Origin of the sequence: Testudinibacter aquarius, assembly GCF_004342725.1 — a bacterium.
Taxonomy (GTDB): domain Bacteria; phylum Pseudomonadota; class Gammaproteobacteria; order Enterobacterales; family Pasteurellaceae; genus Chelonobacter; species Chelonobacter aquarius.
In genome coordinates, this window is record NZ_SMCP01000014.1 from 1 (window position 1) to 26,168 (window position 26,168).

The window sequence follows — 26,168 nt, forward strand, 5'->3', positions numbered from 1 at the left end:
TCAGAAGTGAAATGCTGTAATGCCGATGGTAGTGTGGGGTCTCCCCATGTGAGAGTAGGACACCGCCGGATTTTACCGAACACGAAAAATACAAAAAATACGAAAGTAAGTAAAGTGAGAACCCCTAGCAGTGATGTTAGGGGTTTTTTGCGTTTGTGGCTACTATGCCAATTGAGGCCAATGAGGCTAATCGTGGTTAAAGTGCGGTTTTGAGAGCGCTGTGGAGTGTCGTTCGATTACAAAAATACCCCACAGTAGTCACAGTGGGGTGAACAAGGCAAAATGAAAAAGGAAGATGATAGTTAAAACTATTTTTGTGATACCAATCCGATAAATGTTTTACGCGGCGAGCTGAGACCGAGCTGTTCGGCTTCATTAACTAAATTCATCGCTCGGTTAACATCATTGTTTTTCATTGCATTGCGAATTGCATTATTAAAATATTGTTCGGTTTCTTGTTCCACGGGTTTTGTTAATGGTTTCCCGGTTTTTGTATTGCGACCGACAGCTTGTGGTTCGACTGTGCTTTTAGCTTTAAATTCAGGCAGTGCCAAGCCGATAAACTGGGCACTTTGTTTTCCGTCAACCTCGATATGAATTTTCCCGTTAAGGCTGTGCTTGGCTTGCAAATCATCAATTGCCGGTGGTTGGTTGCCGCGGGCTTTAGCATACAGCTTTGCCGGATGTGGCACAGTGGTACTGCCTTGCAGATCTTCACTAGTGGTATAAACTAACAAATAGATGTAATCCTGATTCGGTGTTGGGGTCAGTTGCAGTGCTTTGCTTAAGCGGTTGCTTTGCAATCCGCTCTCGTTTTGAAACTGGAAAGTATTTGCCGGATAAGTGGCTGCTAGATTGAAATTGGCATCCAAAACGGCGACATTCGGGACAAAAATATGGTCGTTGTCTTCAACCGAGCTGCTAATCGTAATATCCAACGTTCCCTGATTGGCAGGTAGACGGTAAGCGGCGATCGGGCTGTCAATACCGCTGAGATTGCGTTGTTGGGCATCAAGTGTGGTCGTTTGTTGTTGTGACAAGCCAATTTCTTGCCAAGCCAGTTTGCTGACTACTTGTGGATTGATGTGTGGTTGTGCTGCATAGCTTGCAGCGGAACAGAATAAACCGAAACTTAATACGGTTGAGCTAATCCATTTTTTCATATTGACCTCAGATTTTGATAAAAAAGAACCGCTCTTTGAAGGTCCAAAGAGCGGTAGAAAGTGAATTACCACCAAGCTTCGAATTGAACACCGTAGACAAATTCATGATCATTGGCTTTTGCAGTACCGACACGATCACCGAATTTATCATTCCAGTCGGCATAAGTGCCGAATACGCGAATGGCAGGGCGTGCCCAGATGCTGTCACCGGCTTGCCATTGTTGGGCTAAGGTGACTTTTTTTAGGTCATTCTTTTTACCGCTGGCTTGGTCTTTAACGCGATCATAGCCAAATTCAACTAATGTACTCATGGTATTATTCCATTTATACATCGGGCGGATGCCGGCAGAGTACCAAGTGTTACCTTTATTGTTATCTAAGTCGGTTTTTTGGTAGATTAAAGCATACATTGCTTCGATGCGATCACTGAATTTCACTACTCCTTGGTCAATTAAACGTAGCATATGACCATTGTTATTAATCGAACCACCTTGCGAATGCCCGGTATTCCAAGAAGTCATCGAATCGGTCGCATATTGCACAGTGAATTTGTTGAAGCCACCGAAAAATTCATTTTGAGTATGTTCCGCCGTCAACATATAGCCACGTTTGCTGGCACCATTGGCAAATGTTGCACCGTCTTTGGTGTGTGCATTACCGAAATCAACACCAAATTCCAGTTTTCCGTTTTTATTGACATTGAGATCGGCTAAACGGACATCAAACACATCATTGTAAACATCGGCTTTATTTCTTTCGGTGATATACTCAATTTTCCCTGTGCTGGAATTGAAGCGGTAGAAACTAGAATAGCCGAACGCATCGGCACCACCGGCCTCGGTGTTGCGGGTGACCGCCAATGACAATTTCCCAAAGCCCAGATCGATATTTTCCACCCCGGCACCCGGACCGGAAATATCCCAATAGTAGAAATCGTTCATATGTACGTCGTGACGTTGATAAAAACGTTTACCTGCCCATAGTGTCGCGCCTGGCAGTGAATCGGCAAAGTTTTTAAATTGAACGTTGACTTCGCGCAATGCCGGATTGGTGGATTCCCAATCATTTTGTTGGCTGACGGAATAAGCAACATTAGTATCTAGATAGATGCTTTTCTCACCCTGCTTGAATAATTCCTGCCCTAATTTCAGTTCGGCATAGGTTTCGGCTTCATTACCCAAACGATACTTCGCCGGAGCACCGGTTGCGGTGAAAGTAGTTTGTTCTCCGCCGCCGGATGTCCAACCGATGCCGGAACGGGCATAACCGTGGAAATCAACCGCACTTGCCGTACCGGCAAGCAACGTGCTGCCGATGGCAATGGTGAGCAATGTTTTTTTACTGTTCATAATGTTGGCCTCTTTTATAGGTTAAAGTTACTACATTTTAAGTGGCTTATTTTCCCTGAAGCACTATCAGTGCAATAAGCCGGATTTTACAGACAAAAGTATCCCGTCCGACTATGTTTAAAATAGTCGGAATAGTTAAAATGGATTTAAAAACAGAGCGTTATTGGGTGATTACACGCCGATTTCTTTATATAGCCGTCGGCAGGCAGTACCATCATCTTTAAATAAATGGCAGCGTTCCGGTACAATCCCGATATCCATCACCTGCCCTTCTTCGACCAGCACTACATCGTTTTGACGGTAGACCAAGGTCGGTTGTTTGATTTCCGGAATTTCTAGATGGATTTGGGTTTCGTTGCCTAGCAATTCGACCACGGTGACGATGCCTTTCAATTTGATCTCCGCCTTGTCTGCCGGAATCAGATGTTCTGGGCGCACGCCTAAGGAAAGATTTTCACCGACCTTGACCCCGGTTCCTTCCACCGGAATCCAAAAATGATGATGATGAGCATCCGGCAGTTCAATTTGTACCCGTTGCTTTTCAACAGCGGTGACTTTCACCGGTAAGAAGTTCATTTTAGGTGAGCCGATAAACCCGGCGACAAAGCGATTCGTCGGATAGTGATACAGCTCCAACGGTTTACCGACTTGAGCGATGCCACCGGCGTTCAACACCACAATTTTATCTGCCAAGGTCATGGCTTCGATTTGATCGTGGGTAACATAAATCATAGTGCGGTTGAGTTTTTTATGCAGTTTTGAAATCTCGACTCGCATTTGTACCCGTAATGCGGCGTCTAGATTGGAAAGCGGTTCGTCAAGCAGAAAGACTTGTGGTTGCGAAACTAAGGTTCGTCCGATTGCCACCCGTTGCCGTTGTCCGCCGGACAAGGCTTTGGGTTTACGATCTAACAAATGTGCCAATTGCAGAATTTCGGCAACTTGATTAACACGTTTGTTGCGCTCTTCTTGGTTGACCCCAGCTAGTTTTAAACCGAATGACATATTTTCCGCCACATCCAAGTGCGGGTACAGCGCATAAGATTGGAATACCATGCCGATGCCGCGCTTGGCCGGGGGCACATTGTTCATCAGGGTATCACCGATATACAGCTCACCGGAGGTGATGTCTTCCAAGCCGGCAATCATGCGTAATAGTGTCGATTTTCCGCAGCCGGAAGGTCCGACAAACACCACAAATTCGCCTTCTTCGATCTCTAAATTAATATCTTTGGAAATGTGGATATCACCATAAGATTTATAGACTTTGCGTAAAGAAAGACTCGACATAATTTTTCCCCTGTGCAGGTTTTTATTCTATTATATTTGCTATAACCCAATAGTTAATGGTGGTTAGTATGCCGAGAGAAAGCAAGAAAAAAATCATCCTTTGCAGAATTTTTTTAGGCGGAGGTGAAAAATAGGTCTAAAACAAAGAATATTTTTTATACGTTTATATTGTGATCAAGATCAGGTTTATACGCTTATTTTTTGTGATTACTATCGCAAAAAGTGCGGTTTATGTGATCAGGATCACCGTTTGTGCGGCAAGGGAGGAGTAACAGGGATGATGCCCTCCTGATATTAAAACGGCAATATTAGTGAAAATACTGGCGACAACCTGTGTTATTCAAATCATTTTATTCAAATAAGGACTGGTTATGATCAAAAATAAATATTTAACCCTGACACTAAGTGCGGTTGCCGCATTAGTCGTTTCAAGCAGCAGTCTGGCAAAGCTGGAAGCCGGTAAACTTGTCATTTGGATCAATGGTGACAAAGGATATGACGGTTTGGCGGAAGTGGGTAAAAAATTCGAAGCCGAGACCGGTATTCCGGTGTTGGTCGAACATCCGGATAAACTGGAAGAGAAATATCCGCAAGTCGCTTCAACCGGCGACGGCCCGGATATTGTTTTTTGGGCGCATGACCGTTTTGGCGGCTACGCACAAGCCGGATTATTGTCGGAGTTACACCCAAGCCAAGCATTTAAAGATAAGTTCGTTCCTTTTGCGTGGGATGCTGTCAGTTACAACGGTAAAATCATCGGTTATCCAGTGGCAATAGAAGCCCTATCGCTGATTTATAATAAAGATTTGCTGCCAGAAGCACCAAAAACCTGGGAAGAGGTAACGGCATTGGATGCAAAACTGAAAAAAGAAGGCAAAAATGCAGTGATGTGGAATTTGGCAGAACCGTATTTCACTTGGCCGATTATCGCAGCAGATGGCGGATATGCGTTTAAGTATGAAAACGGGCAGTACAACACTGCTGATATTGGAGTCAACAATGAAGGCTCGCAGCGTGGTTTGCAATTTGTGGTCGATTTGGTGAAAAATAAGGTGATCAATGCCGATACCGATTATGCCATTGCTGAAGCTTCTTTTAACAAAGGACAAACTGCATTGACGATTAACGGTCCTTGGGCATGGGGCAATATTGAAAAGAGCGGTATCAATTACGGCGTAGCCGTGCTGCCGACCTTGAATGGTCAGCCGTCAAAACCCTTTGTCGGTGTCTTGAGCGCAGGCATCAACTCCGCCAGCCCGAATCAGGATTTAGCGGTCGAATTTTTGGAAAATTACCTGTTGACCAATGAGGGGCTGGATAGCGTCAATAAAGACAAACCGTTGGGTGCGGTGGCGTTGACCTCTTATCAAACCGAATTGGCAAAAGACAGTCGGATTGCTGCCACGATGCAGAATGCGGAAAACGGCGAAATTATGCCGAATATTCCGCAAATGTCTGCATTCTGGTATGCGGAGCGCAGTGCGATTATCAATGCGGTCAACCAACGGCAAAGCGTCAAACAAGCGTTGGATGATGCGGCAGGACGGATTAAAGCGCAGTAAAAATCGGGTGTAATTATTTTTTGTTTTAACCGCACTTTGCCTTTTTAACAAAACAAAGTGCGGTCTATTGTTCAGGTGGTGTTATGCAACCAACAATCCCTCAACCAATCCCACAGCCAATCCCTCAACCAGGTACATATTCTGCGGATGGTGCTTTCGCCAAGTATCTTAAATGGGGAGTGATTGCCCTTGTGCTGCTGATCGATTTTTATCTGGTCTCCGTAATGTATCTGCAAGGCGAAATTCTGTTTGCGATTTTGACCTTGGTGGTGATCAGTTCCGGTATTTATGTGTTTGCCAACCCTAAAACCTATGCGTGGCGCTATGTTTATCCCGGCATTATGGGCATGGGCATTTTCATTCTGTTTCCGCTGATCTGCACTATTGTGATTGCGTTCACCAATTACAGCGGTACCAACCAGCTGGCATTTGAAAGAGCGGTCAGCGTGCTGTCGCAGCAACGCTATTTCTCCGGTGAAAAATACGACTTCAAGCTGTTTGCGCAAGCGGATAACCAGTGGCAAATAGAAGTGACATCGGCGCAGGGCGAGAACTATCTTTCCAATGATTTTCGCTTTGGCAGTGAAACGATCGCACTACACCTCGAAAGTGCGGTCAGCGCACAGCCTGCGGTGCCGCTAAAAACCGTGATTGCAAACCGCAATCTGTTGCAGCAAAGCCGCTTGGTTCTGCCAAACGGCGCTGAACTGAGCATGAGTTCGCTACGCCAATTTGCCCAGCAAAGCCCGCGTTATCAGTATAATAATGAAAACGCAGAGCTGATTAATCTGGAAAACGGCAAACGTTATAAAGCCAATAACGAAATCGGTTTTTTTCAACTGATTGATAACCAAGGCAATTGGCAAGCGGAAACGTTGGAGCCGGGTTATACGGTGCTGACCGGTTGGAGCAACTTCATTAAAATCTTCAGCGATGAGGGCATTCAAAAACCGTTTATCCAGATTTTTATCTGGACGATCCTCTTTTCGGTGTTGACGGTCTTGTTCACCGTGATTATCGGCATGATTTTAGCTTGTGTTGTGCAGTGGGAGCCGTTGCGAGGCAAAGGGGTTTACCGCTTGTTGCTGATTCTGCCTTATGCCGTACCGGCGTTTATCTCAATTCTGATTTTTAAAGGCTTGTTCAACCAAAGTTTCGGTGAAATCAACCTGATTTTAAATCAGGTGTTTGGCATTCGCCCGGAATGGTTCAATAGCCCGACGTTAGCCAAAGTGATGTTGGTGATTGTCAATACTTGGTTAGGCTATCCGTATATGATGATTTTATGTATGGGTTTGCTGAAAGCGATTCCGCAAGATTTGTACGAAGCCTCGGCGATGGATGGTGCCAGCACCTGGCAGAATTTCAGCAAAATCACAGTGCCGTTGCTGATCAAACCACTCACGCCACTCATGATTGCTTCGTTTGCGTTTAATTTCAATAATTTCGTGTTGATTCAATTGTTGACCAACGGACGTCCGGATATGATCGGCACCTCAACCCCGGCAGGTCACACCGACTTATTGGTCAGCTACACCTACCGCATCGCCTTTGAAGGCAGCGGCGCACAAGATTTCGGTTTGGCGGCGGCGATCGCCACGATTATCTTCCTGTTGGTTGGCGGTTTGGCGCTGCTCAATCTGAAAGCCACTAAGTTAAAACTGGATTAGGAGAAACAATATGGCAATGGTGCAACCTAAATCGATGCGTTACCGTTTGTGGGCAACCCATCTGTTGTTAATCGGCTTTTTGGCGCTTATCCTGTTTCCGCTGCTGATGGTGATTGGGATTTCATTGCGGCCGGGCAATTTGGCGATCGGTGATCTGATTCCACAACAAATTTCGTGGGAACATTGGCAGCTGGCGTTGGGTATGGAAGTGACCAATGCGGACGGCTCAATCAGCAAACCCCCGTTTCCGGTGCTGCTGTGGCTGTGGAATTCGGTCAAAATCGCCAGCATTAGTGCGGTCGGGATTGTCGCGCTGTCCACCACTTGCGCTTATGCCTTTGCCCGCATGAAATTTAAAGGCAAAAAAACCATTTTGCAAGGCATGCTGATCTTTCAAATGTTCCCGGCGGTGCTGTCGCTGGTGGCGTTGTATGCCTTATTTGACCGCTTGGGCATCTATGTGCCGTTTTTGGGATTGAACACCCATGGTGGGGTGATCTTCGCCTATCTGGGCGGCATTGCGCTGCATGTCTGGACGATTAAAGGCTATTTCGAAACCATCGACGGCTCGTTGGAAGAAGCAGCGGCACTGGACGGTGCGACGCCGTGGCAGGCGTTCCGCTTGGTTCTTTTGCCGTTGTCGGTGCCGATTTTGGCGGTGGTGTTTATCCTGTCGTTTATTGCTGCCATCACTGAATTTCCGGTGGCGTCACTGCTGCTGCGTGATGTCAACAGCTACACCTTGGCGGTCGGCATGCAGCAATATCTCTATCCGCAAAATTACCTGTGGGGCGATTTTGCCGCCGCCGCCGTGTTGTCGGCCATCCCGATCACCATCGTGTTTTTACTGGCGCAACGCTGGCTGGTCGGTGGTCTAACTGCTGGCGGGGTCAAAGGCTAGGCTTAGGCCGGGACTGATTGTTCAACCGCACTTTTTGTTGATGACCAAAGTGCGGTTTTTTCAGATAAAAATAGGGTCTGTTGATGTTTGTTTATAATTTGAGCTATAGACACTTTTTTGCCACTCTTTTTGCAAATAAATAAGGCAAAAGTTGTGAAGTTTAGTGGTTCTAAACGAACGGCTTTTAACGCCGCTGTAGTACGAAAAGTAATGGCGAAAAAGCGTCATAGTCCTGCGGATTGTGTTTAAAATAAGCACACTCGTCGTTGCAACCCTCATCAATATAGTCCCACTATTGATTTCGGCTTACGCCTAGATTGTGCTTATTTTAAACGACAACTCAAAATATAAACAAACATCAACAGACCCTAATAAACTTGTGATCTCTATCAGTTTTTTCAACGGCTTTTTTGTTATAACTATTGGTCAATGAAAATAAACAAGAGGCTTTAAATGAAAGCGGTAAAACACATTCCAGCACAAGATATTAATCCCAACAATATCGAAACACTGATCGATTTACAGGAAAATTTTTGTATTGTCGACGCGCAGCAGCCGGCTCAGTTGCACAATTTGATTGTACGCAGCTTGAATAATAAAAAAATCAGCTATAAATTGATGACCGGCAATGTTGATCTGTTAATCAATGAGCCGTTTAACCTCGGACACACCCAAGGCAGCAGCGGCTTTTTTTCCGGACTGTTTTATTATGTTTGGCTGAAAATTCATAATCTCACCGTCGGCAAAAAGCCACATATTGCTCTCAATTTTGAAACCGCTAAAAATCAAATTTCCCTGACGTTTGTGGTGTGATGGCTTAAATTTACGCTAAACCGAACTTTTGATGTAACGTATAAAGTTTTCCTTTAAATAGTACTAAAACATGGTACTATTCGCTTGGATGGAATAGTATGAAAAAGAGATCAAAATTAACATTGCAGCTTATTTTTAAACGCCCTGTTAGTGGCAACATTCGTTGGAAAGATATTGAATCTTTGTTTTTAGATCTCGGTGCTGAAATTGAGGAAAGAGAGGGATCGCGTATAGCTGTTATTCTCTTTCAACAAGTGAACGTTTTTCATCGTCCACATCCCAACCCTGATACCGATAAAGGTGCGGTTGCCAGTGTAAGAAAATGGCTAGAAGAGAATGGAGTAATCCCTTGATTAATATAATGACAATTGAAGGACATAAGGCTGTTATCGCTTATGATGATGAAATTGGGCTGTTTCGCGGTGAATTTAGCGGCTTAAATGGCGGTGCGGATTTTTATGCAGAAGATGTGGAGAACTTGCGCAAAGAAGGGGAAATTTCACTACGGGAATTTTTAGCAGTTTGTAAAGAGAAAGGTATTGAACCGTATAAACACTATTCTGGGCGTTTTAATTTACGCTTGGAACCAGCGTTGCATGCAGAGATTGCCGCATTTGCTAATGCTGAAAATTTGAGCCTGAACGAATGGGTGATAAAACGTTTAAAAACAGATATTCAGCAATTAGATAACAAGTGATAGCGCTAAACCGCACTTTCACTTATTTATTGCAAAGTGCGGTAGCAATCAGTTGGAATAGCCCATTAAGGTTAATAAATGCCGGGTGTATTCAATCGATTCGGCGCGGTTGTTGACGCCGATTTTTTGATACAGGTTGCGGATATGGGTTTTGATGGTGGTGGCGGCGACTTGCAGTTCGGTGGCGATTTGTTCGTTGCTGTAGCCGGAGTAGATCAAGCCCAGTACCTGCCATTCCCGTTGGGTCAATGGGCTGATGCGCAGCAATTCCGGCACTTGCGGATTTTGCAGCAGTTTTTCAACAAAGGTTTCATCGAAATGGGCGAATTTATGCCGATAGTACTGGTTGATGCTGCGCAAAATAAATTGTGCTTTATGGGTTAACAATTCGTCTAAAATGTTTAATTGCAACAGTTGGCGCAGCTGTTGTGCCATGATTTCGCCTTCAATCACAAAAATACTGATAAAATTAGTCTGTTTGCTGAGCTCCAGCGCTTCAAGCAGACTTTTTTGTGCGGCGACCGCATTGCCTTGTAGGAAACAAATGCGGTTGTACAGCACCAAATCTTTATTTAACTCACTGATAAAGTTATAAGTCCTGGCAGTGCTGATCAATTTCTCGCTGAGCAGTAATGCGTCTGCATATTGCTGCAAAATAATGTTGGCACGCACGATATTTCGCCATTGGCGGTGCGAAAAATGGTTGGTATCTTGTGCCGGTCGGTCGCTTTGCAGCAGCCAAGAGCGGGTTTGCTGCCGGTCGTCTTTCATCTGCCAACACAGCAGTTCGGCTTCATTGTGGTGCGACAGCCAATCATTGTGATAATGGTGGGTTTGCAGCAGGTTGCGTTGGTGGCGCAGGATTCGTTCGGCATTGTCCAGATTGCCACGGGTAATTGAAATTTTTGCCAATAGCGATAGGCACTGTAATTTATCCGCTTCGTTGGCCAACACCTCCAATCCGGCTTCTGCCATCGCTTCGGCTTTGTCCAGTGAATACCATTCCCATAAGATATGCCCTTTCAGACGCAATAAAAATTCATACATCGGCAGTTTTTGCAGATGTTGTTTTTTTACCAGCAGCGTGGCCTTGTCCAGAATATCGTAGGCGGTTTGCAGAAACCCCTGCGCCAGCAGAATTTCCGCCTGCTGCAACAGCGACCACAAAATATGGTGATAGGCTTGGTTTTGTTGCGCCAGTTTTTCCGCCTCACGCATCATTTTCAGCGCTTGGTTCAGCTGGCCGCGACAATGTTGTGCTTCGCCGATCACTGCGGTGGCGACAATATGAGCGTACTGTTTTTCTTGCGGCAGATATTGCAAGGCGGTGGTTGCCAGTTGCAATGCGGTTTGATCATCACCGGCATTGATTGCTACTTGCGCCCGCAGCGCATCGAATTCTGCTTGTAGTTGCCGATCAATGTCGATATTTTGCTGCTGGATCGCTGCGCTAAATTTTTGCAACAGTCCGCCCACTTCATGGTGTTTGTGCTGGCTTTGCAGCAACCAGGCTTGCAACAGCACCAAACGGGGATAGGTTGCCAATTGCTGAAATTGCACCGCACTTAGGCTCTCTTCCAATAATTTCAGTTCACCTTGGTGATAGAGCTGCCAGCCGATTTGTTGCAACAGTGCCAACAGGGTTTCCGGCTGTTGCAGTTGCATGGCGTGGTACAGCGCTTCGGTGCCATAGCCGATTTCCAACCAAGCATCGGCGGCTTGTTGATGTAAATGTTGCAGTTCCGGCAGTGTCAGTTCGCGTGAATGGGTTAAAAACGAGGCGAACAGCGGGTGAAAACGCCACCACTGCTCTTGTTGATCGATATTGATCGGATAGACAAACAAGCCCTGTTTCACCAAATTATCCAAGCGTAGTCGGCTGTCGGATAAGCCGGTGATCTTCTCCACTAAAAACTCATTCATCGAACGCAACAGTGAACAGCGCAGTAAAAACAGGCGAGTATCCGCATCAAGATTGTGAAACACTTCATCGTTCAAATATTCGCTGATGTGGTTGCTGTTGATTTTGGTGATTGACTTTGCCGCTTCGTGTAACGATGTTTGATGTTGGCGGGCATACAAATTGACCAGTTGCAGTGCGGTCGGCCAGCCTTCGACCTGATCGCAAAGCCGATGAATTTCCTGTTCTGACAGTGCTTCTTGCTCAGGTTCCGGATCGATTCGTCCCTGAAAAAACTGGCGACTTTCGTCATGCGTGAACGGCAATTGAGTGATGTCCAGCTCCAACAGCAGCTCTTGCACGCGCAGATTGGCAAGATTCAGCGGCGGCATACTGCGTGAAATCAAAATCAGGGTCATGTTTTGTGGCTGGTTTTTAATCCAGAATTTAAGTCCTTCGTGGATGTCATGGTTATCAATCAAGTGGTAATCGTCAATCACCACAAAAAAGTGCGGTTTGAAGCGATTGCTTTCCACTAATAATTGGCTCAATGCCGCCAGAAAATTGGTTTGTGCCGGATTGGTGGTGGAGCAGTTTTCCTGATGGGTTGCCCGTGCCAAAGCGGCACGAAAATAGGCGATAAAACGCTCACTTTCATTGTCGCTTTCATCAAGCGAATACCAGCCGAGATTTTGCTGGTTCTCTGCCCACTGTGACAGCAACGTAGTTTTGCCGTAACCGGCAGGGGCATTGATCAACACTAACGGATACTGTGCTGCTTGTTCCAATACCGCCAGCAAACGCGAGCGGACAACGACATGCTGTAAACGTGACGAATGGCTGAGCTTAGACGGAATAAGCATTATTTTTCCTGAATAGTGTGGTAAAAAAGTAATGATAAAAGCTATTTTCGGTGGCGACAAGCGCTAATCCGCTTACGCCTCAATTATCCTCCTACAAAGATTGCAACAAGGAGGAGTAAAAATCATCAGGTTGTTGCATAATAGCGTTAAATCATTTATTGACGTTTTATTACTATTTAGGAGACAGGTTTCATGTCAGTGACACAAACAATTGCGTTCAATCATCAACAGTTTGATTTGGCGATTAAAAAACAGTGCCGTTATTTAGGTTTCGACAACCCGCAGCAATTAACGTTAGCCCAGTGGTATCACGCCTTGTCGCAAGCGGTGTTGGATCTCTCCTATTGTGAAAGCAAGCCGTTAGCGTCTGAACAGCGCCATGTCAATTATCTCTCGATGGAGTTTTTAATCGGGCGTTTGACCGGTAATAATTTGCTGAATTTGGGCTGGTATCAGCCGGTGCGCTCGTACTTGCAACAATATCAAATCGAATTGACGGATTTATTGGAACAGGAGCGCGATCCGGCGCTCGGCAACGGTGGTTTGGGGCGTTTGGCGGCATGTTATTTGGATTCGATGGCGGCAATTGAGCAGCCGGCGACCGGTTACGGTTTGCATTACCAGTACGGCTTGTTCAAACAGTCGTTTGCCGAGGGGCGCCAAGTGGAAAACGGCGACAGTTGGTCACGCAATCAATATCCATGGCAGGCTTACAACAGTGGCAGAAGCTGCCAAATTGGTTTTGGCGGCAAAAGCAAACGGCTGGACGGCGATAAACACCAATGGCAACCGGCCTTGCTGATCAAAGGTGAAGCCTATGACTTGCCGGTATTCGGTTACCAAAACGGCGTGGTACAACCGCTGCGTTTGTGGCAGGCGGATAACGAACAGTCGTTTGATTTGGCTTTGTTCAACGACGGCAAATACCTGAAATCAGAAAAACAGGTGGTCGATGCCGCCAGTCTAACCAAGGTGTTATACCCGAACGATAACCATCAAAACGGGCAGAAATTGCGCTTGATGCAGCAATATTTCCATTGCGCCTGTTCGGTGGCGGATATTTTGGATCGCCATTTCAGTCAGGGCTACAGCTTGCAACAACTGCCGCAACAGCAAGTGATTCAGCTGAACGACACCCACCCGACCTTGGCGATTGTCGAGTTGCTGCGTCTGTTATTGGATAAATACAATTTGTCGTGGCACGAAGCGTGGGATATTTGCAACCGCACTTTTGCTTACACCAACCACACCTTGCTGCCGGAAGCCTTGGAACAGTGGGATCAACGCTTGTTCAAACGCCTGTTGCCACGCCATTTCCAAATTGTGGATAAAATCAATAGCTTCTTCCAACAGCAAGTAGCGGAGCGTTTTGGCGATGACAACGAAGTTTGGCAAAAAGTCGCCATTTTGTATGATTATCGTGTCAGAATGGCGAATTTGTGTGTGGTGGCATGCTATGCGGTCAACGGGGTGGCGCAAATCCATTCGGATTTAATCGTCAGTGATCTGTTCCCGGAATACCACCAACTGTTCCCGAACAAATTTTGCAATGTCACCAACGGTATCACACCACGCCGCTGGATTCGTTTGGCGAATCCTAACCTCGCTGATCTGCTTGACCGCACTTTGCCAAATAGCGGCAACCGTGACTGGGCGCGCGATCTGTCGTTGATTGGTGATGTTGAAAAGCACGTCAACGACAGCGGTTTTCGTGAAGAATACCTGAAAATCAAGCAAGGCAACAAGCAGATTCTGGCGGAGGAGATCGAGCGCAGTTTAGGGTTGCAGGTCAATTGCGAGGCGATTTTTGATATTCAAATCAAACGTTTCCACGAATACAAACGCCAACATTTGAACCTGCTGAATATTATCCACAGCTATCAGCAGCTGAAAGATAACCCGAATAGGGATTATACCCCACGCCTGTTTGTGTTTGCCGGCAAAGCGGCGCCGGGCTATTATTTGGCGAAAAACATTATTCATGCCATCAACAATGTGGCGCAGGTGATCAATAACGATAAAAGCGTGAAAGATAAGCTGCAAGTGGCGTTTTTGCCGGATTACCGCGTCAGTTTGGCGGAAAAAATCATCCCGGCAGCTGACATTTCCGAGCAGATTTCGATGGCAGGTAAAGAGGCATCCGGCACCGGCAATATGAAATTGTCGCTCAACGGCGCACTCACGCTGGGTACGCTGGACGGCGCCAATGTGGAGATTGCGGAAATGGTCGGTGCCGACAACATCTTTATTTTCGGGCATACGGTGGAGAGTGTGCGTGCCTTGCTGCAAGCAGGCTATGATCCGAAAAGCTACTATAAACAGAATAAAGCCTTGAAAAGTGCGGTCGATTTCTTAACCAAAGGTAAAGTCTGTGGCGGCGATAAAACGATGTTCCGTATGTTGTTGGACAGCTTGTTGCAACGTGATCCGTTCTTGGTGTTTGCCGATTTTGACAGCTATGTGGCGGCGCAGCAGCAGGTCGGGTTGCGCTATCAGGATCAGCAAAGCTGGTTGAGCAGCGCGATTTTGAACACCGCACGTTTGGGGGCGTTCAGCTCTGATCGCTCAATTCGTGATTATCAACAGCGGATTTGGCTGCCAAAATAGGATGGGTATCATGACGAAACTTCAAGCAAAACGGCAATTGGAACGGCAGTTTGCTAACGCCGGGATTCATCGCTATTTTTTTGATGAGCGTGGTTTGCGCAAATATGCGCCAAGTGCGGTCAAACAGCAGATCTTAGCCAGTTTTGGCGGCAATGTTCCGCAAAATATGGCTACAGGCTTGCTGCCGACGGTGAAGGTGTTTTACCACAACAGCCCGGCGTATTTGCGCTTAAATCAGCATAACGGACAGCGTTATCATGGCGAATGGCAACTGCAATTGGAAAACGGTGACACACTGGTTGGCAAAGTGAAAAACAATGTGCTGAACTTTCCGCGTGATTTACCACTCGGCTATCATCAACTCAGCCTAAAGTGCGGTCAAATCCAGGCGGACAGCTCGATTATTGTGGCGCCTCGTCAGTGTTATCAACTGCCGCAAATTCAAAATAAGCAAAAACTGTGGGGCAGTTGTGTTCAACTTTATACCCTAAAATCGGAAACGAACTGGGGTATTGGCGACTTTGGCGATTTGCAGCAATTTTTAGCCAAATTTCAGCAAAACGGCGGCGATTTTGTCGGTTTAAACCCAATTCATTCACTGTTTCCTGCCAATCCGGAAGGCGCCAGTCCATACAGCCCTTCTTCACGCAACTGGTTGAATATTATCTATATCGATGTGGCAAGCCTGCCGGAATTCCGGCAAAGTGCAGCAGCGCAGCACTGGTTTCAATCGGCGGAAGTGCAACAGCAGTTGGCTGATTTGCGCCAGCGGGATTGGATCGATTACAGTGCGGTGATGGCGCTGAAATTGCAGGGTTTGCAACTGGCGTTTGCTGAATTTGAACAACAGGCTGCCAGCGAACGCCAACGGCAGTTTCAGCAGTTTGTGCAACAAGGTGGAGAAAGTTTGCAAGTGCAAGCGACTTTTGATGCGCTGCATGCGGATCTTAGTCGTCGTTCGGAGAATCAATGGGGCTGGGATTGTTGGGCAGCAGAATATCAGGATTATCATTCAGCAGCGGTCAGCGAATTTCAACACAGCCATGTTGAGCAAGTGCGGTTTTATGCCTGGCTGCAATGGTGTGCCGCAGAGCAGATCGAGGCGTGTTACCAATTTTGCCGTCAGCAACAGATGCCAATCGGGTTATATCGTGATTTGGCGGTGGGCGTGACCCCGAACGGCGCAGAAACCTGGTGGAATAAATCACTGTTTTGTTTGACTGCTTCGGTTGGCGCACCACCGGATATTTTGGGACCACAGGGGCAAAACTGGGGCTTGGCGCCGATGAATCCGCATGTGTTGCAACAACAAGCTTACCGCCCGTTTATCGAGATGATCCGTGCCAATATGCAAAGTTGCGGTGCATTGCGTATCGACCATATTATGTGTTTGTTGCGCTTGTGGTGGGTGAAGTGCGGTGACAGTGCGAAAAACGGCGCTTATATCGGCTATCCGGTGGACGATTTGATTGCGATTCTGGCGCTGGAAAGCCAACGTCAGCAGTGTATGATTATCGGTGAGGATTTGGGTACCGTGCCGAAGGCGATTGTCAGCAAACTGAAAAACGCCGGTATTTTTTCGTATAAAATTTTCTATTTTGAGTTTGATCAGCAAGGGCAAAGCCGAGCCTTGGCGGAGTATCCGTATCAGGCGATGACGACGTTAAGTACCCACGATCTACCGACGGTCAACGGCTACTGGCGTGGACACGATTTTGAGTTGGGGCAGCAATATCAGGTTTATCCCGACCCGAAAATTTTGGCAAGATTGCAACAAGATCGGGTCAACGCCAAGCAGAAAATTTTGCAACGCTTGCAACAGGCGCAGCTTGAGATTCCGCCCGGGGTTGATGCCAGTCTTAGTTCTGATTGTCCGCTGGAATTCAACCACGCTCTGCAACGCTATGTGGCAGCGGTCAACAGCGCATTATTTGGTTTGCAGCCGGAAGATTGGCTCGGCATGACCGAACCGGTCAACATTCCCGGCACCAGCACCCAATACCCAAACTGGCGCAGACGCTTAAACCGCACTTTAGATGATATTTTTGCTGATCCGGCAGTATTAGCGTTGCTACAAACCGTTAGCCATGCCCGTAAAATGGTTTGAGTTACAAACTTGCACTATCAGTAGTATTATATTACCGAACAGATGATTGGAAATTGAGCCAATACGTAATTTACTCTCGACTTCACAAAGGAGACAGCATGTTATTAACCCCCCCCACAGCGATTCGCACGTCTGTGCGCTACATTCATGACCGCACTTAGCCTGTTCTTTGTCGTCCTGCCTGTAGCCGCCGCAACGCCAGAGGAAATCACAGAGCAAGGTCTTTCCGCCCAAAGAAATGGCGACTACGACCTCGCTAAATTCTATTACGAAGAGGCCGCCGCACAAGGATATGACGAGGCACAAAACAAACTCGGGTACATGTACCAACAAGGACTAGGGGTCAAAACAGACTACGCGCGCGCCAAATTCTATTACGAACAGGCTGCTGCACAAGGAAATGCTGACCACACAACTATCTCGGGTTCATCTATGAAAATGGACTAGGAATCAAAAAAGACTACGCCCGTGCCAAATCTTATTATGAGCAGGCCGCTGCACAAGGAGATCCCAATGCGGTACACAATCTCGGGGTTCTGTATGTCCAAGGACTAGGTGTCAAACTAGACTACGCCCGCGCCAAATCTTATTATGAACAGGCTGCCGCCCAGGGCGATAAGGACGCTGCCGAAGCATTACGCGAGTATTTCTAAGGGGTTTAACCCGATGGATAATTGGGGTATCGGTGGCAAAACTGTCACCGAGTGGTGGAAAATAACTTAAACCAAGGAAATCAGGATGAGCAATATCACAAAACAACAGGTGTTAGATGGCTTTTATTTTCGGGCGGCGACTCGCCGTTATGATCCGCTGAAGAGAGTCAGCCGTGAGGACTTTGAGTATATTTTAGAGCTGGCACGCTTGTCGCCCAGTTCGGTCGGCTCAGAACCCTGGAAGTTTCTGGTGCTGCAAAATCCCGAACTGCGACAACAATTGAAACCGGTGAGCTGGGGCATGGCAACGCAGTTGGATGATGCCAGTTATCTGCTGGTGATTTTGGCGAAGAAAAATGCCCGTTACGATTCGGACTTTTTCCGCCAAGGCCTGCTGAGACGTGGTTTAAATCCAGAGCAGATCAGCAAAACCTTAGCAAGATATCAACAGTTTCAGGCTACGGATATTGACGTGCTCGACAGTGAACGCGCGTTGTTCGACTGGACCAGCAAGCAAACTTATATTGCGTTGGCCAATATGATGAGCGGTGCGGCATTAATCGGGATTGACAGTTGTCCGATTGAGGGCTTCAACTACGCCGAAGTCAACCGCATTTTGGCAGAAAATGGTGCTTTTGATGCCGAAGAGTGGGGTGTTTCGGTGATGGTAACCTTTGGTTATCGTGCCAAAGCACCGAACGCTAAATATCGCAAACCGATTGAGGATGTGGTGACTTGGATTGAATAAGCAACCGCACTTGTTATGGTGCTGGTTCGGGCTATTGTTCGGTTGCGGCGGCATAGCTTTGTTGTAAAATTCGCAGCACAGTATTGGCGCCGGCGCGGTTCGGGTTGATACGAATCATACGTTTTTCCAAGCCTGGATCCGCATGACGGAACGTGCCGGAGATTTGGTAGAACAGTGGCGGAATCTCATATTTGGATTCGGCACCGACCGGATAAGGCAAGGCGCCGAATTTAGGCGCTTGCTGCAATAGTGCTGCTGCAATTTCCGCATAAAACTCAACGATCAATACTTTTGACTGCGCATTAATCAAAAAGGCGGATTTCACCATCGGAAATTCTGCACTATTCAGACGCTCGACCAATTCCTGATTAACTTGCGCTTGCACGGCGTGCATCACCGGAGCAACAGTCATGCCACGCAACACCGCCAGTGCTTGATGCCCCTGAACCTGGCTGCCACCTGAATAGTGGTTGCGACGAATTTTCTCAATTTCCGTCTGCTTGCCGAGCACCACGCCGATCCCCTCCGGTCCAAACAATTTAAAGGTAGAAAAGGTCGATAGCGTTGCTCCCAGCTCGCAGCCGATTGCGGCGACTTTCAGCACCGCATAATTATCATCAATCAGTGTTGCAATCTGGTGTTGGTTGCAGCAGTGGATAATATCCGCCAAGCGATAACGGTCTTGTGGTTGTTGGCGCGTGTGTTGAATCAAAACCGCGTGCGGGCGCTGTTGTTGCAGTGCCTGCTCAAGTGCGGTCAGTTGATTGAAATCGGCACGCAAAACCGCTAAACCCATTTGCTCGAACGTGGTTTGCGTGGTCGGATAAATCGGCGCTTGATGCACCAACACCGAGTCGCCGCAGCGCAGCAGTGCCGCCAATCCTTCGCGAATCGCGCCGCTGCCGGCGCCGTGAACCAATACTGCATCTTCGCTATGGAAAAACCGAGCTAAAACCTGTTCCACTTTGCGTGTGATTGCCGGTTGGTTGAAACCGCACTTTAAGCCGAGATCGCCACCACACAGAAATTCACCGTCGATGAAATAGTGGCTGATTGCATCTACCAGGGCGAACTGTTTTTGTGTGGCTTCGGTGATGCTCAGGCTGTCGAGTGGGTAAACGGTCATGTTTTTTCCTCAAAATATAAACAAATATTAGCAGACCCTAAAGTGCGGTCTGACGTGCCAAAATCCGATTCGGGTTGTGCTGCAAAATCACCTCAATATCCTGCTCGGTGACACCGCGTTCGAATAACATCGGCAAAAAATGCGTAAACAGATAGGCATAGCCGATACCGCCATTGGCTTTCAAGTGTGATTTTCGGGTGATATCAACGGACAGTAGCAGTTGTTGCTGATAGCCTTTGGCAACGGCTTCACTGAATAAGTCAGCCCGCAGTTCGTCGCTGAGATAGCTAAGTTTACCGATGGTATCAAACTCCACAATAGCGCCACGATCCAGCAGTTGCTGTAGATAATCACGATCACCTGCCAGATCGGTGTGGCCGATGATCACCTGCTCCGCACTCAGCCCCATATTGGTAAACAAGTCCAACTGTTCATGTCCAAAACGCCCTAGTGAAGTGTGGGTCGTAATCATTTTGCCGGTGGCAAGTGAGGCGAGGGCGGCAGCTTGCAGCAGTTTACTTTCTGCTTCACTAATTCCGTCAAAACCGCTGCCGACTTCGCCGATGATACCTGCTTTGCGCGCGCTTGCCTCGATGCCGATTTCAATTTCTTCGATAAAATGGTGTGCAATGTCGTCAATCGTTTTTTGATAAAACCAGTCCGGCAAAAACGGCTCTTTATAACAGCCGGTGGCAGATACAATCTCCACGCCGCTGTGCTGCTGGATTTGCTCGACATAGGCAAGATTGCGCCCCATGCCGATATTGGTGACATCGACGATTCTCTCTACACCTAATGTTTTCAGCTGTTTGAACTCGGCGACCATCAGATCAAAGGCATTGAGCAGACAGTCGTCGTCTTGTTTCACAGCTGAGAGATCGAGATAAATATGTTCGTGCATCAAGGTATAACCCATGTGAACTCCTAATTTAAACCGATTAACATTAAAATATTGGCGGTGATGCCGACAATAATCGTAGCAACCGGGCCAATCGCCATTTCTACCAACGGTCGTTTAGAAGTGCGGTTGAGCAAATAGATACCGGCTACAATCATAAAGCCCATGCCGGGCAGAATTGCGTTAGAAGCAATCATGCCGCCGACCAGCAGCGAAACTTCCAACATTTTGGTAATTGCGGTACGAATATGGTCGCCGCAGGCTTTGACGCCGGGATATTTATCCAGCCACAGTGCCAGATTTGCGAGGAATTTTACCTCTAAAATCATAATCACACAGCCTGCGATAAAGGCGAGAATCGGATTGTCGATAGCCAGACCGGCGACAAAAATAAACTTCATGCCGTCAGGTGAATAAACGCCGGTTGCGATGGCGGTGGTACCGACCAGGGGTATAAAACCGACTGCTCTTGCCAACGCAACCAGGGTGGCGCTGGTTTGTTGATCTTGTGCCATCAATTGCAAAGAGACCGGACCTTCTGCCAACAGGCTAAAAGACATGGTGGCGGCAACCGCAGTCAAACCGCCGCTGAGTGCCAGTAACCAAGTGTGTTTTTGAATCCGTTTTACCCGCTCGGAAAACAATCCGACCAACATTTCGTTACTGCCTTTTTGCCCTTCTGCCAATGGTTTGGCTTTTTCGCGCATCGCAAAATAGAACATCGCAATCATCGAAAACAGCAGCGCCACGCCGTTCGGATCAATTTTGACTGGTTTGGTGTCGGCTGCGCCAAACTGAATTTCACCGACAGTTTTGGTTAAAGCATAGCCGATAATGGTGGCGATCAGTACCCAAATTCCTTTTTTATAACCGTATTGGTAGGAGACCACCAACGCCGGGAAAATTGCAAAACAGGCGATGATCGGATCGCCGACTTTGCTCAGGGCGCTAATAAAATTAACCGGCATTAAGGCAAACAGCTCAACCACGGATTTTAATCCGACCATTAAGGCAATTGCATACAAAGCACCGAGAATGCCGGATAATATAAAGCCTTTTTTGCTGTCGCTGGTCCAAGTACCAATCACATCGGTGCCCAACAACAGACTGTGAACCAAAATAATCGGTGCTGTGAGCGAAAAAGGAATCCCGAAGCCGATTACCAAACCGAAACTTAAGGCAAAGCTGGTTGCGGCAAGGGCTTTGCGGCTCATACGTCCCTCAATATATTCCGGCACCAGCGGTCGCAAACCGTCATGGAAAACGGCAATGCCTCGATTTGCCATCATCGCTGAAATTGCGCCGATAGCCGCCATTAATGCCAGATTTTGTAATGGGATCTCCATTAATTTAGCCAAGAATTCCATGGGTTACTCCTTAAATGAGGTGAGTCGGAGATCACAACAATTTAACCACCACCGGTACAATTCGTTCAATATCCTGTGCAGTAAAGCCAAACGCCACCTTGCCGTCGGCAACAGCTTGAGCAATTTCTGCGTCGGACAAAATTTTGCCGGGCATTCCCAGTGTAGCGCAGCGGTTGGCGCCGATGATTGCAATCGCCATTGCCAGCGCGCCACCGCCGCCAGTATTGCATGCGCCGAAATAGTACTCCGCCTGCCCGGTTTGAATTGCCATTGCGGCTTCAATATCGTTTAAAACATTCACTTCCGCCTCGATTTGTGCTGCCGCCAAGGCGTTGCGCAAGGTGGTCGCCAAAAGTTCTTTCTCGATTTGTCCGCCTACTACAATTTTCATATTTTCTCCTACTCAGTGTTATCAACTAAAAGTGCGGTAAAGGACTGTCCATTTTGTGGAGCTTCGGCGTCAAAAAACGCACAGACCGAAGCGCCGACATCGGACAGGCTAGCGCGTTCGCCCAAATTAAAGCCTGCTTTGCCGGGTTGATACACCAACAGCGGTACTTTTTCACGAGTGTGCAGGCTGTGACCGACCGTCGGGTCATTGCCGTGATCTGCCAACACGACTAAGCAGTCGTGCTCGCCGATACAGGGTAAGATCTTGGCTAACCAACGATCAACCAGTTGCAGTCGATCAGCGTAGCGATCGATATTTTGCGCATGACCGGCGAGGTCAGTTTCTTGAATATTGGTACAGATAAAAGTGCTTTGCGCTGCTTGAATATGCTCTAAGGTGAGCTGTAAAATCTGCTCAGAATCGACCAAACGGGGATAATTGATACCTTGCGGATTTTGTACCACATCGGCAACTTTGCCGATCAATACTGTTGCAATGCCTTTTTGTTGCAGCAGATAAGGCGCTTGGGTTTTACGATCGACGCCATAGCCGAGATGGGCGACTTGAAAGCCACGTTCGTAGGCGCCGGATTTGGGGGCATTGACCCCGATATAGTGTTGTTGTTTGCATTCGATTGCATCCAGAATTTGCTGGCTGTACGCCAGTTCGCCACCAAAGGCAATCACGCGCCCGACTTTCACTATTTCCCGCACTTGCTGTCCGACAGCTAAAATGGTGTCAAAACCGACAGCACTAATATTGCCGGTAATGTTGTAAACCTGCCCTAAATCCGCCTCTAAATTATCACCGACCGCAATGTGTCCGTTGACCCAAAGCAGTGACAGACCGTCTCGGCTCAGGCGTTCAACCTGATAGCCGGTGGCGGTTAGATGCGCTGCTACTTGATCAATCACCTGATTGAACGGCATCACCAACGGTGCAAGCGGCAAGGTTCCCATAATTTCCTGATGCCCCATAAAGGTGTCTGCCCCTTGATGTTGCAACAGCGCTTTGCCGAAAATTGCCTCAGAGGAGAAATCCATTTGATTATAGGGTTTGCCCAACACATTGATTAAACCCAGTCGTGCTAAGGTTGGCAGTTGCAACCGTGGTTTTTGCTGCAAAATATGTTCACAGGTGTTAGCGCCGATGTCTTGTGACCGCACTTGGGCAACATCGGGCATTTCACCAACCCCGAAGCCGTCGATCACGATCACAATAAATTTTTTTAGCATAAGGCTGACTCCCGTGCATTGCCTTGACTGTCAAAGATACCGATTAATTCCGGGTTGCCATTGCTGTCATGGCTAATTAAGGCGACATCGCTGCGGGTGACAAAAATTTGGGTTCGAAAACACATCACCACCGGCGCACCGATCGGAAAAATACCGTCCAGCACCAAGTGGTAATCAATATTACCCACCTCAAACGGCAGCATTTTGCTTGGTTGCAACGTTTGTCCCACCAGTGCGTTTTCAAGATGCCCTCGCGGGTAATAGCCGCCGCCAAAACAGTACGAATGCTGATCAAAATGATGCGAAATTTCAGAGAGATACAGCATGGCAACTTTTTCCGGCTGCTCCCCGTTTTGATTGATCGGAATCGTGCCGGCTAATGCGTGTCCCGGCTCCGCATGGGTTGCGCCACCATTTTTCAATAACGGTATTGAAGCACAACAGGTTAAAGAGGGCGCATTGATTTGCGTTAATTCACATTGATTGTTTTGTAAAATATTCGCTGCCTGCAATAAAGAATTAAAATTGGGCGTAGTCGTGATTCCATCTGGACTATTGGTTGATAAATCCGCTAATAAACAGGGAAAATGGGTAACCCCGACAACACGAATATTGGCTAATGCGTTTATTTTTTTAAGCGTATCCGGCAATTCAGTGAGTAAAAAACCGCTTTCCTGCCCTTGATAAAAAATATCCTGTGGAGTGCAGATTTTGAGCATTATTGGCTGAGTAATATTTAATTTCTGGGCGACTTGTGAAATTTGTGCTGCCTTTTCCAACGAATAAACTGTCATCACTTGCGGTTTATTTTTGATGATCTGCTGTAACATCATCGTCGGGCATTGCACCAAATGCCCAACGTGGGCGACCGGCAGATGATGGCGGTAATATTGGCGTGCTTCTTTATAATCAACTGCTACAATACCGTCAAATCCCAGTTTTAATAACTCACGGCATAAATAGGGATTTCTGCCGAACTGCTTGCCCATAATATATAACGATAAGCTGTGTTGTTTGGCACAGGCAACCAATTTTTTGCCGTTTTCCAGCACTTGATCGACATCGATCACATAAGTATCAGGCAGAATTTTTCCTGCTTGCCAGAGGGCTATTGCACTGTCGATTAGACGCGGATTTTGTTTTTGTAATGCGCTCAAAAACATGGCTAAGCCTCACTTTTTTGCCGACTCGGCTGGAAACACTGGGGCTGGGCGAGCATTAAGCTATATAAATTGGCAATCAGATAGCTCTCTTCGGCGGCGGGAATAGTCAAATCGGGTAAACTCTCGTCAATAATACCTAAGACAATTTGATGGTGAGCCATTAAGTTCTGGTAGTGTTCACTACTTTCGATTTCAGTCAATACTTCGTGCGTCAAGGCGTGCTGTTCTGGCGTATGATTAATCAGTCGCATTAATGCCATCGCCAAATGGGTCAGCAACATTTCCACTTGCGGCGTTTCGCAATCGAGTTGCCACTGTTTAAATTGGTTTTTGACCGTATAAATAATTTGGTAAACCGCACTATTAATCAGGTTGGCATTCTTTAATAAATCAAAGCGTTGCATAGCGACCTCTAAGATTTTATTCAAATAATTATTGAGTTGGTAACGTATCGCTTGAATGGATTGAATATAGCAAATAACAATCGGGAAATCTTGTGGAAATTTGTTTTTCCTGCCGGAAAAATCGATAAAAAACAGACCCTAGGTTAAAACAGAAGATGGCTTTAATTTCAATTCAATGTAGTGCGACGGGCAGCTGATTTTGCATTCGCCGCAGCCGTTGCAGCTTTCTGTGTCCAAAATGATTTTTTGGCTGGCGCGATCAAACGAAATGGCATTTGTTGCACAGCTGGTTTCACACAGCGTGCAGCTGCGTCCTTTTTGGCGTAAGCACAGATGACTAAAGTGCGGTCGCAGCTCGGTGTCTGACCGCACTTCGTGATGTAATGCACCGGTTTGGCAGGTTTCAGTACATTTCCCGCACAAATCACAACTGCAAAAATCAATTTCAAGCAGCGCTTTTTGATTTTGCAAACGGATTAAACCATACGGACAAGCGGACACACAGTCACCACAGCCATTGCAAAATTTTAAAAACAACGGCTCGGCAACGGCTTGTGGCGGACGAGTGGCTTGTCGCTGATAGACTTCACTACTGATTTGCTGCTGTGCCTTTTGACCGGCATTAAACACCCCACGCAGCAAGCCACGACGCGAGATATGGTTGTGCTGTAGAAAAGCTTGGTAGTAGCGCTCGTTTTTTTTAGTCACGGCTTATCCCTATGTAAGGTCTGTTGATCTTTGTTTATAATTTGAGCTATAGACACTTTTTCGCCACTCTTTTTGCAAATAAATAGGCAAAAGTTGTGAAGTTTAGTCATTCTAAACGAGCAGCTTTTAACACCGCTGTAGTAGCGGGAAGTAATGGCGAAAAAGCGTCATAGTCCTGCGGATTGTGTTTAAAATGAGCTCACTCGTCGTTGTAATCCTCATCAATAGTCCCGCTATTGATTTCGGCTTACGCCTAGCTTGTACTCATTTTAAACGACAACTCAAAATATAAACAAAGATCAACAGACCCTACTATATTTAAAAATTGTTTTTGTAGTTGGATAAAATTTGCCCTACTGTAGCAACTTAGGATCGAAAATATGTTGTATCGGTTTTATCTCAAATTAGACCCCACAATCTTACACATAAAGATTTATATGTAATGTTTGGTACTTTAAACTTACACATAAAATAGATTATCTCCATTTTACGGTCTGAACTTAGGGGGTGTTTATAATTTGAGCTATAAACAAATATTAACAGCGCCTAATAC

General features: G+C 46.8%; 23 protein-coding genes. 11 read left to right on the plus strand and 12 right to left on the minus strand.

The window, feature by feature from the left end; translation table 11 throughout:
* Positions 1-308: 308 nt before the first annotated feature.
* The 3 genes from malM to malK form a co-directional block, all read right to left on the minus strand.
* Positions 309-1,163: a maltose operon protein MalM gene (gene malM, locus EDC16_RS11600; RefSeq protein WP_132968017.1), complete on the minus strand. Its 855-nt coding sequence runs from the start codon at positions 1,161-1,163 to the stop codon at positions 309-311.
* Positions 1,164-1,228: 65 nt separating this feature from the next.
* The gene (locus EDC16_RS11605; protein WP_132968018.1) at positions 1,229-2,512 is read right to left on the minus strand and encodes a maltoporin; all 1,284 of its coding nucleotides are present in this window, start codon (positions 2,510-2,512) and stop codon (positions 1,229-1,231) included.
* Positions 2,513-2,683: 171 nt separating this feature from the next.
* Entirely contained in the window at positions 2,684-3,802 is a 1,119-nt protein-coding gene (malK, locus tag EDC16_RS11610) for a maltose/maltodextrin ABC transporter ATP-binding protein MalK (RefSeq protein ID WP_132968019.1), read from the minus strand.
* A gap of 374 nt (positions 3,803-4,176) precedes the next feature.
* Between malK and malE the strand changes: the two genes are divergently transcribed.
* From malE to EDC16_RS11640, 6 genes are all read left to right on the plus strand, one after another.
* Positions 4,177-5,364, plus strand: a complete 1,188-nt coding sequence (malE, locus tag EDC16_RS11615; protein WP_132968073.1) for a maltose/maltodextrin ABC transporter substrate-binding protein MalE — start codon at positions 4,177-4,179, stop codon at positions 5,362-5,364.
* A gap of 83 nt (positions 5,365-5,447) precedes the next feature.
* Positions 5,448-7,034: a maltose ABC transporter permease MalF gene (malF, locus tag EDC16_RS11620; RefSeq protein ID WP_132968020.1), complete on the plus strand. Its 1,587-nt coding sequence runs from the start codon at positions 5,448-5,450 to the stop codon at positions 7,032-7,034.
* A gap of 10 nt (positions 7,035-7,044) precedes the next feature.
* Positions 7,045-7,935 (plus strand): maltose ABC transporter permease MalG, encoded by an 891-nt coding sequence (gene malG, locus EDC16_RS11625; RefSeq protein ID WP_132968021.1) that lies wholly within the window; start codon positions 7,045-7,047, stop codon positions 7,933-7,935.
* Between the two features lie 453 nt (positions 7,936-8,388).
* Complete coding sequence (locus EDC16_RS11630; protein WP_132968022.1) at positions 8,389-8,748, plus strand: hypothetical protein; 360 nt, start codon at positions 8,389-8,391, stop codon at positions 8,746-8,748.
* A gap of 98 nt (positions 8,749-8,846) precedes the next feature.
* The gene (locus EDC16_RS11635; protein WP_132968023.1) at positions 8,847-9,101 is read left to right on the plus strand and encodes a type II toxin-antitoxin system HicA family toxin; all 255 of its coding nucleotides are present in this window, start codon (positions 8,847-8,849) and stop codon (positions 9,099-9,101) included.
* Positions 9,071-9,445, plus strand: a complete 375-nt coding sequence (locus EDC16_RS11640; protein WP_232517238.1) for a type II toxin-antitoxin system HicB family antitoxin — start codon at positions 9,071-9,073, stop codon at positions 9,443-9,445. Before EDC16_RS11635 ends, EDC16_RS11640 begins: the two co-directional genes overlap by 31 nt.
* Before the next feature lie 48 nt (positions 9,446-9,493).
* Here the strand turns inward: EDC16_RS11640 and malT are convergent, their stop codons facing one another.
* Positions 9,494-12,208, minus strand: a complete 2,715-nt coding sequence (gene malT / locus EDC16_RS11645; protein WP_132968024.1) for an HTH-type transcriptional regulator MalT — start codon at positions 12,206-12,208, stop codon at positions 9,494-9,496.
* A gap of 192 nt (positions 12,209-12,400) precedes the next feature.
* Here malT and malP point away from each other — a divergent pair, with 192 nt between their 5' ends.
* From malP to EDC16_RS11670, 5 genes are all read left to right on the plus strand, one after another.
* A complete protein-coding gene (malP, locus tag EDC16_RS11650) occupies positions 12,401-14,815 on the plus strand; it encodes a maltodextrin phosphorylase (RefSeq protein ID WP_132968025.1) in 2,415 nt (804 codons plus the stop codon).
* Positions 14,816-14,825: 10 nt separating this feature from the next.
* On the plus strand, positions 14,826-16,922 hold the full coding sequence (malQ, locus tag EDC16_RS11655) for a 4-alpha-glucanotransferase (protein WP_132968026.1): 2,097 nt from the start codon (positions 14,826-14,828) through the stop codon (positions 16,920-16,922).
* Between the two features lie 147 nt (positions 16,923-17,069).
* The gene (locus EDC16_RS11660; RefSeq protein WP_132968027.1) at positions 17,070-17,369 is read left to right on the plus strand and encodes a tetratricopeptide repeat protein; all 300 of its coding nucleotides are present in this window, start codon (positions 17,070-17,072) and stop codon (positions 17,367-17,369) included.
* Between the two features lie 2 nt (positions 17,370-17,371).
* The gene (locus EDC16_RS12945; protein WP_368656011.1) at positions 17,372-17,575 is read left to right on the plus strand and encodes an SEL1-like repeat protein; all 204 of its coding nucleotides are present in this window, start codon (positions 17,372-17,374) and stop codon (positions 17,573-17,575) included.
* 85 nt (positions 17,576-17,660) lie between these two features.
* Positions 17,661-18,323: an NAD(P)H-dependent oxidoreductase gene (locus EDC16_RS11670; RefSeq protein ID WP_132968028.1), complete on the plus strand. Its 663-nt coding sequence runs from the start codon at positions 17,661-17,663 to the stop codon at positions 18,321-18,323.
* Positions 18,324-18,354: 31 nt separating this feature from the next.
* Here EDC16_RS11670 and EDC16_RS11675 read toward each other — a convergent pair whose 3' ends face one another.
* The 8 genes from EDC16_RS11675 to napF form a co-directional block, all read right to left on the minus strand.
* Positions 18,355-19,449 carry an aminotransferase class V-fold PLP-dependent enzyme gene (locus tag EDC16_RS11675; protein ID WP_132968029.1) on the minus strand — a complete coding sequence of 365 codons (1,095 nt, stop codon included), beginning with the start codon at positions 19,447-19,449 and terminating at the stop codon, positions 18,355-18,357.
* Between the two features lie 37 nt (positions 19,450-19,486).
* A complete protein-coding gene (locus EDC16_RS11680) occupies positions 19,487-20,365 on the minus strand; it encodes a phosphotriesterase family protein (protein ID WP_132968030.1) in 879 nt (292 codons plus the stop codon).
* An 8-nt stretch (positions 20,366-20,373) separates the two neighbouring features.
* Positions 20,374-21,714: a YhfT family protein gene (locus tag EDC16_RS11685; protein WP_132968031.1), complete on the minus strand. Its 1,341-nt coding sequence runs from the start codon at positions 21,712-21,714 to the stop codon at positions 20,374-20,376.
* Between the two features lie 31 nt (positions 21,715-21,745).
* Entirely contained in the window at positions 21,746-22,105 is a 360-nt protein-coding gene (locus EDC16_RS11690; protein WP_132968032.1) for a DUF2620 domain-containing protein, read from the minus strand.
* 8 nt (positions 22,106-22,113) lie between these two features.
* A complete protein-coding gene (locus EDC16_RS11695) occupies positions 22,114-23,340 on the minus strand; it encodes a phosphopentomutase (protein ID WP_132968033.1) in 1,227 nt (408 codons plus the stop codon).
* A complete protein-coding gene (locus tag EDC16_RS11700) occupies positions 23,334-24,503 on the minus strand; it encodes a YhfX family PLP-dependent enzyme (RefSeq protein ID WP_132968034.1) in 1,170 nt (389 codons plus the stop codon). The genes EDC16_RS11695 and EDC16_RS11700 overlap by 7 nt, the downstream gene beginning before the upstream one ends.
* Positions 24,504-24,505: 2 nt before the next feature.
* Complete coding sequence (locus EDC16_RS11705) at positions 24,506-24,907, minus strand: hypothetical protein (protein WP_132968035.1); 402 nt, start codon at positions 24,905-24,907, stop codon at positions 24,506-24,508.
* Between the two features lie 138 nt (positions 24,908-25,045).
* Positions 25,046-25,615 carry a ferredoxin-type protein NapF gene (napF, locus tag EDC16_RS11710; RefSeq protein WP_132968036.1) on the minus strand — a complete coding sequence of 190 codons (570 nt, stop codon included), beginning with the start codon at positions 25,613-25,615 and terminating at the stop codon, positions 25,046-25,048.
* Positions 25,616-26,168 lie beyond the last annotated feature (553 nt).